Annotated in this window: 13 protein-coding genes; 7 read left to right on the top strand and 6 right to left on the bottom strand. The window is 71.7% G+C overall.

All coding sequences use genetic code 11. The features are described from left to right. The first annotated feature begins 13 nt into the window (after window positions 1-13). On the top strand, window positions 14-637 hold the full coding sequence (locus PXH83_RS12345; protein ID WP_274559795.1) for a sigma-70 family RNA polymerase sigma factor: 624 nt from the start codon (window positions 14-16) through the stop codon (window positions 635-637). Continuing rightward, window positions 634-1,980, top strand: a complete 1,347-nt coding sequence (locus PXH83_RS12350; RefSeq protein ID WP_274559797.1) for a zf-HC2 domain-containing protein — start codon at window positions 634-636, stop codon at window positions 1,978-1,980. The genes PXH83_RS12345 and PXH83_RS12350 overlap by 4 nt, the downstream gene beginning before the upstream one ends. A 155-nt stretch (window positions 1,981-2,135) precedes the next feature. On the opposite strand, the gene purU is transcribed toward PXH83_RS12350, so the two are convergent. Together purU and PXH83_RS12360 are read right to left on the bottom strand one after the other, a co-directional pair. Further along, window positions 2,136-3,011 carry a formyltetrahydrofolate deformylase gene (gene purU / locus PXH83_RS12355; protein ID WP_274559799.1) on the bottom strand — a complete coding sequence of 292 codons (876 nt, stop codon included), beginning with the start codon at window positions 3,009-3,011 and terminating at the stop codon, window positions 2,136-2,138. Between the two features lie 29 nt (window positions 3,012-3,040). Then, window positions 3,041-3,487, bottom strand: coding sequence for an SCO4402 family protein (locus tag PXH83_RS12360; RefSeq protein ID WP_214919681.1), 447 nt, complete (start codon window positions 3,485-3,487; stop codon window positions 3,041-3,043). 171 nt (window positions 3,488-3,658) lie between these two features. On the opposite strand from PXH83_RS12360, the gene PXH83_RS12365 reads away from it, so the two are divergent. Then, on the top strand, window positions 3,659-4,990 hold the full coding sequence (locus PXH83_RS12365; protein WP_274559801.1) for an ABC transporter substrate-binding protein: 1,332 nt from the start codon (window positions 3,659-3,661) through the stop codon (window positions 4,988-4,990). A gap of 64 nt (window positions 4,991-5,054) precedes the next feature. On the opposite strand, the gene PXH83_RS32345 is transcribed toward PXH83_RS12365, so the two are convergent. Next, window positions 5,055-6,185 carry a hypothetical protein gene (locus PXH83_RS32345; protein WP_338054710.1) on the bottom strand — a complete coding sequence of 377 codons (1,131 nt, stop codon included), beginning with the start codon at window positions 6,183-6,185 and terminating at the stop codon, window positions 5,055-5,057. On the opposite strand from PXH83_RS32345, the gene PXH83_RS32350 reads away from it, so the two are divergent. Next, window positions 6,177-6,662, top strand: coding sequence for a hypothetical protein (locus PXH83_RS32350; protein ID WP_338054711.1), 486 nt, complete (start codon window positions 6,177-6,179; stop codon window positions 6,660-6,662). The genes PXH83_RS32345 and PXH83_RS32350 overlap by 9 nt on opposite strands. A gap of 359 nt (window positions 6,663-7,021) precedes the next feature. Here PXH83_RS32350 and PXH83_RS12375 read toward each other — a convergent pair whose 3' ends face one another. Then, window positions 7,022-8,407: an NsdA family TPR-like regulatory protein gene (locus PXH83_RS12375; RefSeq protein ID WP_274559806.1), complete on the bottom strand. Its 1,386-nt coding sequence runs from the start codon at window positions 8,405-8,407 to the stop codon at window positions 7,022-7,024. Between the two features lie 269 nt (window positions 8,408-8,676). Here PXH83_RS12375 and PXH83_RS12380 point away from each other — a divergent pair, with 269 nt between their 5' ends. Genes PXH83_RS12380 through PXH83_RS12390 form a run of 3 tightly spaced genes read left to right on the top strand, consistent with a single transcriptional unit; the run spans window position 8,677 to window position 11,861 of the window. Further along, window positions 8,677-9,375 (top strand): bifunctional DNA primase/polymerase, encoded by a 699-nt coding sequence (locus tag PXH83_RS12380; protein ID WP_274559808.1) that lies wholly within the window; start codon window positions 8,677-8,679, stop codon window positions 9,373-9,375. 42 nt (window positions 9,376-9,417) lie between these two features. Further along, entirely contained in the window at window positions 9,418-10,239 is an 822-nt protein-coding gene (locus PXH83_RS12385) for an ABC transporter ATP-binding protein (RefSeq protein WP_274559810.1), read from the top strand. Beyond that, window positions 10,236-11,861, top strand: a complete 1,626-nt coding sequence (locus PXH83_RS12390; protein WP_274559813.1) for a transporter — start codon at window positions 10,236-10,238, stop codon at window positions 11,859-11,861. Before PXH83_RS12385 ends, PXH83_RS12390 begins: the two co-directional genes overlap by 4 nt. A gap of 388 nt (window positions 11,862-12,249) precedes the next feature. On the opposite strand, the gene PXH83_RS12395 is transcribed toward PXH83_RS12390, so the two are convergent. Together PXH83_RS12395 and PXH83_RS12400 are read right to left on the bottom strand one after the other, a co-directional pair. After that, entirely contained in the window at window positions 12,250-13,125 is an 876-nt protein-coding gene (locus PXH83_RS12395; RefSeq protein ID WP_274559815.1) for an alpha/beta fold hydrolase, read from the bottom strand. Between the two features lie 662 nt (window positions 13,126-13,787). Further along, window positions 13,788-14,480, bottom strand: coding sequence for an iron-dependent transcriptional repressor DtxR (locus PXH83_RS12400; protein WP_274559817.1), 693 nt, complete (start codon window positions 14,478-14,480; stop codon window positions 13,788-13,790). Between the last annotated feature and the right edge of the window lie 81 nt (window positions 14,481-14,561).

A 14,561-nucleotide genomic window follows, 5' to 3' on the forward strand; every position in this document is an offset into this window, starting at 1 on the left:
GGTTGGGGGCCGCATGGCGAAGGACACACCACCCCGCTGGGACCGCAGGATGCAGCAGCGGCTCGCACGCGGGGAGGCGGCGGCGCTCGGGGAGTTGTACGACAAGTTCGCTTCGCTGGTGCACAGCCTCGCCCATCGGGTGCTCGACAACGACGCGGCCGCCGACCAGATCACGCGCGAAGTGTTCGGTTACGTATGGGAGAACCCGGACGCGTACGACCCCAAGCAGGGCTCGATGAGGTCCTGGGTGGCCGGGCTCACGCACCGGCAGGCGGTGCACCGGCTGCGGCAGACCGAGGCCGCGGCGCTGATGGACGGTGGCGAAGGCAGCGCGGAGGAGCTGGAGCTGAAGGTCCGCAGGGCGTCGGCCGCGGCCCGCGCGGACTACATCGTGACGTCGATGCCCGCGCCGCTGCGGGCCGCGCTGGAGCTCGCGTACTTCCAGCGCAGGGACTACCGGCAGACGGCGGCCGACCTGGGCGTCACGGAGGACGAGGCGCGCAGAAGGCTGCGGCTGGGTCTGCAGCTGCTGTCCACGGCGAACCCCGGGCGTCCGGAGGCGGCGGTCGAGGGTGCGGCATTTCCGTCCGGGATGTACGGATTTGGGCATACCGGGCAGCAGGGGCTGCCACGATGAGCGGGCTCCACGAGCCCGGCCGCCCCGACGACGGGGCCGAAGGGGCCGACGCAGCCCGTGGAGCCGACGGCTCCGGCGGCTCTCGCGGCTCCGAGGGGCGCGACCGGCCGGGGAACCGGGCCCCGCGTATACCGTGGCCGAGAGCGGCGCCGGACGACCGCGAAGTGCTGGGCCCCGCGCCCCCGGCGCCCGCACCGCCATCTCCTCCGCGCACCCACAAAGTGCTGAAGTCGCTGCTGGGCGCGTGGGCGCTCTCCGCGTGCGCACCCGAGGAGACGGCGGCCGTCGAGGAGCACCTCACCGCCTGCGCACCGTGCGCCGACGAGGCGCTGCGGCTGCGGGACGCCGTCGGCCTGCTCCACACCGAGCGCAGCCTGGACCTCGACCCGCTGCTGCGCAACCGCGTGCTCGACAGCTGCCTCGGCCGCAGACCCGCGCGCATCCCCGTCCCCGCCTGGGCCACGCCGTACGACGCGGAGACGGCACGCCTCGACGCGCTGCTGCGGGACATCGGCGACTCGGAATGGCACGCTCCGGTGCGCCTCAAGTGGTTCGCGGGTGTGGGGGCGACGACCCGCAAGACGACGGTCGCCGGTGTCATCGGGCACCTCATGACCGTCGACGGCCTCGTCGCGACGGCCCTCGGCCTCGACGACCCTTGCCCAAGTTCTCGGCTTCGCTCGAACAGGGGGGACCCCATTGGCGCGGACGCCCCCGCCACCCCGGCGGAGCGCACCGAGGCGTACTGGCGCGGCTCCCACTTCCCGCCGACCCGCACGGTCCGTGAGCCGTGGCGCGAGCAGAGCCACGCACTGGTCCGCACGGTCTCGTTCGCGGGCCGCGGAGTGGCCGAACTGTCGGTTTCGTACGGCGACTTCGCGCTGCCCCTGCGCGACGCGCTGCTCGACCGGGCCTTCGAGTGCTGGGTGCACGCGGGAGACATCGCGGACGCGGTGGACTATCCGTACGAACCGCCGGCCGCCGGGCACCTGAACCGCATGATCGATCTGGCGGCCCGGATGATCCCCGCAACGCTCGCGGCCCGCCGCAGGGCCGGGCTCGCGGCGCCCGCGCGCCGCCTGGTGACCGCAGGCTCGCCCGGCCGGTCCCTGCACCTGGAGATCGAGGGCGCGGGCGGCGGCGACTGGTACATCGCACTGGACTCGCCCGCGGCGGTCGGCTCGCGCGACCACGAGGTGGCGCATGTGGCGCTGGACGGGGTCGAGTTCTGCCGGCTGGCGTCCGGGCACGTGCCGCCGGAGGACGCGGCGGCAGGCCAGACGGGCGATCGCGAAGCGATCAGGGACGTGCTGTTCGCGGCGGCGTCACTGAGCCGACTCTAGGGCGGGTGGGGAAGGCTCCGCCGGAGGGCTTCGCCGGAGGCACTCGCGTGCTAGGGCGTGTCCGGCGGATCACGCCTGGGCCGCGGGGCTTGGCACGCACATCTGCGCTGATATAGCGCCGCACCCTGAAGCCGGCCTGATCCGCCGGACACGCCCTACGCGAACACCACCGTCCGCCGCCCGTTCAGCAGCACGCGGTGCTCGCTGTGCCACTTCACCGCCCGCGCAAGCGCCTGGCACTCCACGTCCCGCCCGATCGCCACCAGCTGCTCCGGCGTCACGTCGTGGCCCACCCGCTCGACCTCCTGCTCGATGATCGGGCCCTCGTCGAGGTCCGCCGTCACATAGTGCGCGGTCGCGCCGATGAGCTTCACACCGCGCGCATGCGCCTGGTGGTACGGCTTCGCACCCTTGAAGCTCGGCAGGAAGGAGTGGTGGATGTTGATGATCCGGCCGCTCAGCTGCTTGCACAGGTCGTCCGACAGGACCTGCATGTAGCGGGCGAGCACGACCAGCTCCACGTTCTCGGAGCGCACCAGCTCCAGCAGCTGCGCCTCCGCCTCCGGCTTGTTGTCCCGCGTGACCGGAATGTGGTGGAAGGGGACGTCGTACGAGCCGACCAGCTCCGCGAAGTCCGTGTGGTTCGAGACGACCGCCGCGATCTCGACCGGCAGGGCGCCGCTGCGCGACCGGAAGAGCAGGTCGTTCAGGCAGTGCCCGAACTTCGAGACCATCAGCACGATCCGCATCCGCTCCTGCGGGCGGTGGATCTGCCAGTCCATCCGGAACGAGTCACCGATCGCCGCAAAGCTCGCCCGCAGCTTCTCGACCGTCACCGGTGCGTCCGCCGAGAAGTGGACCCGCATGAAGAAGAGTCCGGTGTCGCGGTCGCCGAACTGCTGGCTGTCCATGATGTTGCAGCCGGTCATGAAGAGGTAACTCGACACCGCATGGACGATGCCCTGCTTGTCCGGGCAGGACAGGGTGAGGACGTACTGGTCTGCTGGGGGGACGGGCTGCGCGACGCTCATGCCCCCGAGGATTTCATATCCGGCACGGGTCAGGGGGAGCTGGTCAGGATGCGGATGACGTCCAGCGTGCGCGGCACCGTGTCCGGGTCGTCCCCGTCGTTCACCGCCAGCCGCACGTGCGCCTCGCGGGCCGCCCGTACCGCCTCCGGCCAGGCATGGTGCTCCAGGTACGCCGATACGGGCGCGTCCGCCCCCACCTGGTGCATGATCCGCAGCACCCGCAGGACGGCTACGTCGACGAGCGACGCCTCCTGGGAGTCCCGGAAGATCGTGCCGACGTACTTCTCGGCCGACCAGTTGTCCAGCCAGGTGTCCTCGACCAGACGGTACACAGCGTCTGTCACGTCCCCGTAGCCCTCAAGACCGGCCAGCCAGCACTCCTGCTGGAAGACGGGGTCGGAGAGCATGTGCAGCGCCGATCGCACGTTCGTGCGCCAGCGCCACCACGGCATGTCATTGAGCGGCATGCCGCCCATGGTGGGGGAGCGACGGCCGCGACGGGAAGAGTTAACCGAACCTTGCACGGTTGCAGATCGTACGTTCCTGGATCGAGCGGACGCACAGCCCCCCGCAATTCACCTCGATGTCACTCATCGTTGGGACATGCTCACTCCGCCGTTACCCGTGGGGCGGAAGCGTGCTTGCACATGACCGGACGGCGAAGCCCTTCCTCCCACCGCCCACGCCTTTCCAGGGCCGCGACGTTATTCGCCGCCTGTACAGCAACGGCGGTCGGGGCGTCGTTGCTGGCCGGGTGCGGACTACTCCCTGGAGGCTCGGGGGGCTCCAGGGAGCCCGTGACCGTGATGACCTGGGCGCCCGAGGGCACCCAGGCCACGAACATGCCGGGCATGCCCGCCATGGCCAAGGCCTACGCCCGCTGGGTCAACGCGAACGGCGGCCTCGCGGGCCATGAGCTCCGGGTCGTCACCTGCAACGAGCACAACACGACGGTCGGCGCCGCCAACTGCGCCAGGCAGGCCGTCCGGCAGAACGCGATCGCGGTGGTCGGCTCGTACAGCCAGCACGGCCGGGCCTTCATGGCCCCCCTGGAGATCGCCGGCATCCCGTACATCGGTGGATACGGCGTCTCCGACGAGGAGTTCACGAGCCCTCTCTCGTACCCCGTCAACGGCGGTCAGGCGGCCCTTCTCGCCGGCAACGGCAGGCAGCTCGCCCGCGACTGCGACCGTGTCTCGCTCGTACGCCCCGACACCGTCGCCGGCGACGACATGCCCGCACTCCTCGGCGCCGGCCTCACGGCGGGCTCCCGCAAGCCCGCCGCCGACATCCGGGCGCCGGAGGATGCGGGCGACTACACGGCGCAGGCGCGCGAGGCGCTCAAGAGCGCGGGCGCCTTCGATGCGTACGGGGCCGGGAAGGGCTGCGTCACGTCGGTGCTCGGCGACCGTACGGAGACGTTCTTCGACTCGTTCCGGCGGCTGGAGAGCGAGGTCGTCAACGACGTCGGCGTCGCGTCGGTCCTCGGCAGCGTGGGGCAGCCGCTCCTCGACCGTACGGGCGGCAAGAACGGACCCTTCGAGGGCGCGTACGTCACAGGCTGGTACCCGGTGGCGAGCGACTCGCGCTGGGACCCGATGCGCAAGGTCATCCGCGAGCACGCCTTCGCGGACAACCGGATCGACCCGGCGGACCCCGGGGTGCAGACGACGTGGATCGCGTACACCGTCCTGAACGAGACGCTCAAGTCGGTCGCCGAGGGCGGCGGGGACGGCAAGGGCGGCATTACGTCGTCCGACGTCTTCCGCGCACTGAACGACGACGCGGGCGTGGAGACGGGCGGCCTCACGCCGACGCTCAGCTGGCGCCTGGAGGACATGCTGGCGGCCCGTGATTTCCCGCGCATCGTCAACAGGGACGTGACGTTCCAGGTGGTGCGGAAGGGACGGCTGGTGTCCGTGAAGAAGGGCTTCGTCGACGTCGGCGAAACGCTCGTACGGGCGCCGTCGGCGGGCTGAGTCCCTCAGCCCGCCGTGGGGGCCCCTGGGCCCCCACGGCAGCGTCGCAGGCAAGCCCGACCCGTCAGAGCTGCGTCGGGACGCGCTCCGTCAGCCCGTGCTGCTTGGCGATCGCGTTCCACAACCCGACCGCCTCCTTCTTCGCCGCCGACGCCTTGCCGCTTTCACGGTTGCCCGCCTGCTGCTGCGGCGTCGACCGCGCGTGGCCCTTCTTGCAGCCCCTCTTGCCCGCCACCTGGTCGGCCCAGGCCGCGTAGTGGTTGTCGGCCGCGGCCGACGCCTTCCACGCGGTCGTGAGCGAGGCCGACAGCTGCTCGTGCTTCGGCAGCTTGTCGACGGTCAGGCCTTCGAGCCTGGTCACCAGGCCGTTGCGCTGCTTGGCGGCGGCACGCAGGTCGCCGGCCGCCTCCGACAGGTTCTTGCAGGCCCCGATGGCCTGGACCGCCTTGATCACGGAGTCGCGGCTGTTGTTGCTGTCGGCGAGCAGCGCATCGAGCGACTCGGCCTGCGGCTTTGCGGGGTCGTCGGCGGCCTGCGGCGAGTCGTCGCCGGCGGGCGAACTCACCGCTGCGACGGGGGACTTGTCATCGTCCTTGTCGTCGCCCCCGCTGAGCAGCGCCCCGGCGCCGAGGCCCAGCAGGGAGCAGCCGATGACGACGGCGGCGATCAGCGGCACGCGCGACGACGTGCGGCGCGGCGCGGCGGTGTCGGCGTGCGCATCCGGTACGCCGTAGCCGTCGGGGGCGTTACGGCGCGCGGCGCGTCCCTGGGGCTGCTGGGGCGGCGGCTGCGGGCTGAACCGCGGCATCTGCTGGGTGGAGTCCGGCGTCTGGGGGTCGGCGTCGGCCCGGAAGAGGCTGTCGAACTCGGCGGGCGGCGTGCGGTCCTCGGGAGCGCCGGGCCGGATGCCGTACGGGGCGCCGGCGGGCGGCTGCGGGGCGTTCGGCACGGGCGGCAGGTACTGGGTGGCGTCCGCGTCGGCGGGAGCCGGGCCGGACGCCGGGGCTGACTGGGACCGGCCGAGGAACTGCGTTGACTCGGCGGGGTTTTCGGGGGGCAGGGCGCCCGGCCCGGTCGGCGGTACGTAGGGGATGTACTGAGTGGCGTCCGCCTCGCCCCCCGGCGCTCCCGCACCGGCCTCCTGCGGCAACGGCTGCGCACCGGGCAACGGCTCCCGGTGCTGCTGGTGCGGCACCGGCAGGGGCGCCCCGGGCTGCGGCGCGGAGGCCTGCGGCAGAGGCTGGCCACCGTACTGCTGCGGCGACTGCGCTCCGTGCTGCGGCTGCGCCCCCGGCTGGGCACCGTACTGCTGCGGCTGCGCGCCGGGCTGCGGCTGGCCGCCGTACTGCTGCGCTGCCTCCGCACCGTATTGCTGAGGCTGCGGCTGCGCGCCGGGCTGAGGCTGAGCCCCCTGCTGCGGCAACGGCGCCCCCGGCTGCCCGCCGTACTGCTGCTGCTGTGCCCCGGGCTGCGGCTGCGCGCCGTACTGCTGCTGCGGCTGTCCCCCGGGCTGCGCACCGTACTGCTGCGGCTGGCCCCCGTACTGCTGCGGCGGCTGCGGCTGGGCACCGTACTGCGGCTGCGCCCCGGGCTGCGGCTGGCTGCCGTACTGCTGCTGCGGCGGCTGCACCGGCGGGGCACCGTACTGCTGCTGCTGCGCCTGCTGCTGTGACGCCGCCTGGGGGCCCCACGGATCGCCCCACGGCTGGCCGCCCGCCGGGGCCACCTGCTCCTCGGACGTCCCGGGTATCCAGGGTCCACTGCCATCTGCGGGCAGCACGACACCTTCGTGCGCGGGCCGTCGCGCAGCGGGAAGCTGCGAGTCGTCACCCTGTCCGCTCTGCGTCACCGGGACTCCTACGTGTGGATCTACATGTGGACCTACGGAACCGTCGGTTCACGCTACCGGGTGACAACACCCCTCTGCCACGCACCCACAGTCCCCACACACGCACCTGGCGCCCCAGTGACAAGAACCACGCCCAAGACGCTGTTGAAGCCCCGCACATCCAGATCCCGCGCCGCCGGCCCCTACGCCGCCTGGATCTCCATCCGTGCCCCGAATTCCCGGACCACCGGCTCGTCCCGGTACGGGTCGAGCCGCTGCTGGAAGTCGTCCAGATATTCCGCGCCCCGGTTCGACCGCAGCCTGCCCAGCAGTTCCACCGCGCGCGTCCCCGTGTAGCAGGCCTGCTCGACCTCGCGCTGCTGCACCTGGGCCGTGGCCAGCAGGACCAGGCCGATCGCCCGGCGCCGCGCCCGCGATTCCGGGTGGCCGTCGAGGGCGTCCTGGGCGCGACGTGCCGCCGCCTCGCCCTGGCCGAGGTCGCGGTGGCAGTGCGCGAGCTCGTCGGCGAGGTAGGCGTGGTCGAAGTGCGCGATCCACGCCGGGTCGTCGCCCGTGTCGGCCTCCGAACGCTCCAGCGCCCCCAGCGCCCGCCCCGCCACCGCGTTGCACGCCCGCGCGTCGCCCATCAGCGCGTGCCCGCGCGCCTCCGCCGCCCAGAACATGGCCTCCGCACGGGGCGTCACCTGTCCCCGCGCCCCCTCCTGCGCGGCCCGCGCCAGCTGCGCGATCTCGCGCGGATTGCCGAGCTGGGCCGCCAGGTGGCTCATGGACGCGGCCAGTACGTACCCGCCGTAGCCGCGGTCGCCCGCCGCCTGCGCGAGCCGCAGGGCCTGGATGTAGTAGCGCTGGGCGAGCCCCGGCTGGCCCGTGTCGACGGCCATGTAGCCCGCGAGCTCCGTCAGCCGCGCGACCGCCGCGAAGAGGTCCCGGCCGACCGATTCGCGGTACGAGCCGGACAGCAGCCCGGACACGACACTGTTGAGGTAGTGGACGACGATCGGCCGTACGTGCCCGCTGCCGAAGCGGTGGTCGAGGTCAACCAGGGCGTCCGTCGTCGCCCGTACCGCCTCCACGTCGGACGCGCCGACCCGCCCGCCGCCCGCAGTCCTGGCCACCTGGGAGTCCGCACCCGTGATGAGCCAGTCGCGGCTCGGCTCGACGAGCGCCGACGCGGCGACCGTGGACCCCGAAAGGAAATCGCGGCGCCCCACGTCGCTGCGCCACAGCTCACAGACCTGCTCGATCGCGCCGAGGACGGTCGGCGAGAACTGGAGCCCGATCCCGGAAGCCAGGTTCTTGCCGTTGGCCATGCCGATCTCGTCGATCGTGACCGTACGCCCGAGTTTGCGCCCGATCGCTTCCGCGATGATGCCGGGAGCGCGTCCGCGCGGCTGCTGTCCGCGCAGCCAGCGGGCCACCGACGTCTTGTCGTACCGCAGGTCGAGCCCGTGTTCGGCGCCACACATATTGACGCGACGGGCCAGCCCCGCGTTGGAGCACCCGGCTTCCTGAATGAGCGCCTGCAACCGTTCGTTCGGCTGACGGGCGATGAGAGGCCTGGCTGCCATTGACTACCCCCTGGTGCCGCAGTGATCAAACGCGTCGACTGGCATCGACTGATCATTGATCACTGCCCGGCAGATATGCAGAGAATGCGGAACATGCCGGAAGACAGGGCATTGACGGTCTTATGACCGGCATTCCCGGGCTTCCACACATGTGGCTACCCGCCCGCCGCCGCCCGGCCCCCCGCGCGCCCCCACCCATGCACCGGTGCGCCCCGTGTGCAGGATCGATGTTCCTCTCCGAGGGCACCACACGCCCGTAACCCAACGTGATGCCTGGAGTTGAGCTGTGCGTGGAAGAGACCATCGCAGTCACGGACGCCGCCCAGATTCCCAAGCAGCGCGGCGATCAACTGACGGACAGCGCTGTGCGGTACGCGGAGGAACGGCACTGGGACGTGTTCCCCGGCACCTGGCTGGAGGCTGCCGAGGGCGTCGAGAACTGCTCGTGCGGCGTCCCCTCCTGTGCCTCGCCCGGCGCGCACCCCGCCCGCCCGGACTGGGCGACGCAGGCGACAGGCAGCGCCACCGCTGCGCGCCGACTGTGGTCGAAACAGCCGAGGGCGTCGATTCTGCTGCCGACGGGCCGCACGTTCGACGCCCTTGAAGTGCCCGAGTCGGCAGGGTTCCTGGCGCTGGCCCGCATGGAGCGCATGGATCTGACACTCGGCCCGGTGACCTGCACGCCCGACCGCCGGATGCTGTTCTTCGTACTGCCCGGCGCCGGTGTCAAGGTGCCTGATCTGGTACGCAAGCTGGGCTGGACACCGACCGCGATCGACCTGATCACACGCGGCGAGGGCGACTATGTCGCGGCGCCGCCGACCCGGCTCGGCGGGATGGGCGCGGTGCAGTGGGCACGCCGCCCCACACCCGCGAACAGGTGGCTTCCCGACGCCGAAGAACTGATCTGTCCGCTGGCCTACGCCTGTGGGCGCGAGGCAGCCACGGCGCGCACACGCCGACCGTAGGGTGTCCCCCGTAGGGACGGGGACACCGGGAGGCTGTGCGACATGCCGGACCAGGCAGTGGGAGCAGAAGAGGCGGGCGGAGCGCGGAATGCGCCGCCCGCCGCCGTACGTGTTGAGGGCCTGTGGAAGCGCTTCGGTGAGCAGGTTGCCGTCGCGGGAATCGATCTGGAGCTGCCCGCGGGCAAGTTCATCGGTCTGGTCGGGCCGAACGGCGCGGGCAAGACGACCACGCTGTCGATGGTGACGGGGCTGCTCCGCCCCGATGCGGGGACCGCGCTGGTCGGCGGTCACGACGTATGGCAGGACCCGGTCGCGGTCAAGGCGCGGATCGGCGTACTGCCCGAGGGGCTGCGGCTCTTCGAGCGGTTGTCGGGGCGTGAACTCCTCGCGTACTCCGGGCGTCTGAGGGGGCTGCCCGGGGACGAGGTCGACAAGCGGGCGACCCAGCTCCTCGACGTACTGGACCTGGCCGGGGCGCAGCACAAACTCGTCGTGGACTACTCGACCGGCATGCGCAAGAAGATCGGCCTCGCGGCCGCCCTGCTGCACAATCCCGAAGTCCTCTTCCTGGACGAGCCGTTCGAGGGCGTCGACCCGGTGTCCGCGCAGACGATCAGGGGCGTCCTGGAGCGGTACACGGCGTCGGGCGCGACCGTCGTCTTCTCCAGCCATGTGATGGAGCTCGTCGAGTCGCTGTGCGACTGGGTCGCGGTGATGGCGGCGGGCCGTATCCGCGCGCAGGGGACGCTCGCGGAGGTACGGGGCGACGCGCCCTCCCTCCAGAGCGCTTTCCTCGAACTGGTCGGCGCGAACGGGCGCGGCTCCGGAGAGAGCTTGGACTGGCTGGGCGGCGGCGCCCGGTGACGGCGTCTCAGCCCGGGCACGGGATCACCTCTGTCTTCGTACGGCTCAAGCTGTCGCTGCTGCGCAACGGGCTGCGGCAGTCGTCCGGCCGCAAGGCCGCGTACATCGCGTCCGGTGTGATCGCGCTGCTCTTCGCGGCGCTCCAGCTGATCGGTCTGATCGCGCTGCGCGGCAGCGAGCACGCGACGACGGTCGTAGTGCTGCTGACGGCCGTGCTGGGGCTGGGCTGGGCCGTGATGCCGCTGTTCTTCCCGAGCGGCGACGAGACGCTCGATCCGACCCGGCTGGTGATGCTGCCGTTGCGGCCACGGCCGCTGATCCGGGCGCTGCTGACGGCTTCGCTCGTCGGGATCGGGCCGCTGTTCACGTTCTGTCTGGCGCTGGGTTCGGTGATCTCCGTGGCGCACGGGGCGGCGGCCACTGGCGTCGGTGTGCTCGCCGTGGGGCTGACACTGCTGGTGTGCGTGGCGCTGGCTCGGGCGGTCGCCGCGGCCAACGTCCGATTGCTGACCAGTCGCAAGGGGCGTGATCTGGCGGTACTGAGCGGCCTGTTGATCGCGGTCGGCATCCAGGTGGTGAACTTCGGCGCCCAGCGGCTGAGCACCGGGCGCGGGCTCGCGAAGCTCGACCCGGTGGCGGACGTCCTGAGCTGGGTGCCGCCGGCGTCGGCGATCGGCGCGGTGGACGCGGTGAGTGAGGGGGCGTACGTCCGCGGCGCGGCCCAGCTGCTGCTTGCCGTGACGGCGCTGGGCGCGCTGCTGTGGGTCTGGGAGCGCAGTCTGGTCAAGCTGATGACGTCCCCGGACGGCTCGACGCTGGCGGCCGCCTCGGCGCCGTCCCGCAAGGAGTCGTCCGGCAAGGAGTCGGCGGCGGGGCTCGGCGCGCGGTTCCTGCCGGAGGGGCGTACGGGCACGGTGATCCAGCGCAGTCTGCAATACGTGTGGCGGGACCCCAAGACCAAGTCTGCGTGGGTGACTTCGCTGGCCGTCGGCGCGATCGTGCCGGTTTTCAACGCGCTGCAGGGCACGGGCACGATCTACTTCGCGTGCTTTGCGGCGGGCCTGCTCGGCATCCTGATGTACAACCAGTTCGGCCAGGACACCTCCGCGTTCTGGATGGTCGCGATGACGATCTCCACGACGCGGGACGCGTACGACGAACTGCGGGCGCGGGCGCTGGCGCTGCTGGTGATCACCCTTCCGTACTCGACGCTGGTCACCGTGATCACGGCTGGGCTCGTGGGCGACTGGCGGGCGCTCCCCGAGGCGCTCGGGCTGTCGTTCGCCCTGCTGGGGGCGATGCTGGCCACGGGCGCCGTGGCTTCGGCCCGTTTCCCGTACTCGATCCCGCAGGACAGCGGCCTCAAGAACGTCGCCCCGGGGCAGGGGGGCCTCGCCTGGATCTCCATCATGGGCGGCATGATCGCGGCGGCCCTGATGTGCGCGCCGCTGATCACTCTGACGGTCTGGCTCCATGTGGCGGGCGAGCGGGGTTGGTTGTGGCTGGTGCTGCCGCTGGGGGCGGCGTACGGCGTGCTGCTGACATGGGCGGGCCTGCGCTGGGCGGCGCCGCAGACGGCGGCGCGGCTGCCGGAGATCCTTACGGCGGTCAGCAAGGGGTGAGGTGCGGCGTGCGGTGCGGGCGCGGGTGCGTGCAGTGCGCGTGGCGCGTGCAGTGCGGGCGCTGGTGCGGTGCGGGCGCCGGTGCGGTGCGGGTGCCATTGCCGTGCGGGCGCCATTGCTGTGCGGTGCGGTGCTGTGCGGTGCGCTGCGGGTGCCATTGCGGTACGGGCTGCCTGCGGCGCAGTTCCCCTCCCCGCCCCTTCCCGAAACTGGGGGCAAGCCCCCAGACCCCCGGACGCCCTTCGGGCATGTCCTCAGACGCCGGACGGGCTGAATTTTCAGCCCGTCCGGCGTTTGAGGACTTCGGGAAGGGGCGGGGTGGGGAAAGAAAAACCTCGCCCTGCGCGCGCCGCAGAGCCAGCAGGAGCACCCGGGGGTAGCGCCGGGGTCATGGGGCGACCCGCTCCTCCGCGTTCTCCTCCAGGAACGGCTCGATCGCCGCCCGCCACCCCTCCGGCTGGTCGTAATGCACAAGGTGCCCCGCATCCACCACTTCCGCGTACTGCCCGCGCGGCAGCACCCGGACCATCTCCTGCGCCTCCGCGCGCCCCAGTTCGCCGTCCAGGCCCCGGACCACCAGGGTGGGGCACTGGACCAGCGCCAGTTCCTCCCAGTGCGCGTCGTACACCCACGTCTCACGGGACGTGAGCATCTGGCGGCGGGAGAAGACCGGGCGCCAGCCGTCGGCCCGTTCGGCCATGACCTCGGCGAAGAAATCACCCCGGGCGGGGCTCGGACGCTCCACCCACGGGTCGTCCTCGCCGAACCACTTGCGGACGTCGGCCAGTGTGGCGAACGGGACGGGCCAGGACCGGAACCAGTCGTCCCACTCGCGCTGCGATGCCGCACCGAGCGCGGTGGCCCGCATGTCGCAGATGACGACCGCGCGCACGAGATCGGGGCGCTTGGCGGCGAGCTGCCACGCGGTGAGCGCGCCCATGGAGTGACCGACGAGGGTGACGGGCGCGAGGCCCAGCTGCTCCACCGCGGCTTCGGCGTCGGTGACGTACGCATCGCGGGTGTACGGGCCTTCGGCCGGCTTGTCGCTGCGACCGTGACCTCGCTGGTCGAGGGCGACGGCGCGATGGCGCTCGGAGAGCCAGCGGGCGGTGCCCGCCCAGTGCGAGGCGCGGCCCATCAGTCCATGGAGCAGTAAGACTCCTGGGACGAGGTCCGTCTCGCCGCTTCCCTTGGGAGGGTCTGCGAACTCCCAGGCCGCGAGGCGTACGCCCCCGGCTCCGGTCACGTCGATGCGCCGCACCATATTCCTGGCACCCCCTTCATCCCCCGGGTGGTCCATCCATGAGTGGTTGAGCCCCGCCAGACTATCGAACCCGTATTCGAAAACACGGTTCCCGCGCGCAACACCCCTCGTTCGAGTGACCACCATCAAGGATTGACGCCCGCTGCCGAGGGGAGATCTTCAGCGGGAGGCGGGCCGCTCGGGGAAGACGGTCCGAGGGGATTGACCCTGAGAGCTCGGGGCTCCGGGTCAGCACAGGGGAGGACAGGCTCCGGCGCCTCAGGGCGCCGGAGCCATCCCCGGGCGAATGCACCGAATGATCGACGCGGACAGCGAAGGCAGCGGGGGCACCGCGCGCAGCGTGAGCAGCACAAATCGCACGAACACGAGCCGCACCTAACCGGTGCCTGCGCGACGGGCGCATCCCCTGCCCCCTCCCCGACCGAGCCGACCGAGCCGGCAGAGCCGGTCGGCGGTCCTCACGTCATGTGCCTCGGTCACAGCCTGGCACGCGATCCGCCCGGTCGCTGGGATTCCGACGTATCGCCGGAATCAACGCCGTCCGGCCCCAACTGCCTTGGGGCCGAAGGGCGTTGATGCCACAGTGATCGCGCTTCGCTGCGTGCGTCCCCCCGTTCGCGCTTTGTCGCTCGTGTCCCGTGAGCGCGCCGCGGCGCCCGGTGTCAGCGCTTGGCGACGAATACGTGCGACGCCACCTCGGCGTTGAGCTCCGCGGCCTCGCCGCTGCTGCCGACGAGGACACCACCGGGCGACTCCGTCACGCTCACCACCGAGCCGGGCTGCACGCCCGCCCTGCGCAGCGTGTACATCAGCTGGGCGTCCGTCTGGATCGGCTCCCCGATCCGGCGTACGACCACGGTCTTGCCCTCCGGCCCCGGCGCCAGGTCGTTCAGGCTGACCATGCTGTCGTCCAGGAAGGGGTCGGCCTCCGCCTTCTCCCCCAGCTCCTCCAGGCCCGGGATCGGATTCCCGTACGGAGACTCCGTCGGGTGACGCAGCAGTTCGAGGACGCGCCTCTCCACCGCCTCGCTCATCACATGCTCCCAGCGGCAGGCCTCCGCATGGACCTGCTCCCACTCCAGGCCGATCACGTCGACGAGCAGGCACTCGGCGAGCCGGTGCTTGCGCATCACGCGCGTCGCCAGCATCCGGCCCTCGCCGGTGAGCTCCAGGTGACGGTCGCCCGCGACCGTCACCAGGCCGTCGCGCTCCATGCGCGCCACGGTCTGACTCACCGTCGGTCCACTCTGGTCGAGCCGCTCGGCGATACGGGCGCGCATGGGGACCACGCCTTCTTCCTCAAGCTCGAGGATGGTGCGGAGATACATCTCCGTTGTGTCGATCAGTCCGGACATACGTGCCCCTCGATTACTCGTGCGCTGGCCCTGACCCAATTCTGACGCATAGCGCTGACAACCGTGCCGCGCCAGTGTGAA

Origin of the sequence: Streptomyces spiramyceticus (assembly GCF_028807635.1) — a bacterium.
GTDB lineage: Bacteria > Actinomycetota > Actinomycetes > Streptomycetales > Streptomycetaceae > Streptomyces > Streptomyces spiramyceticus.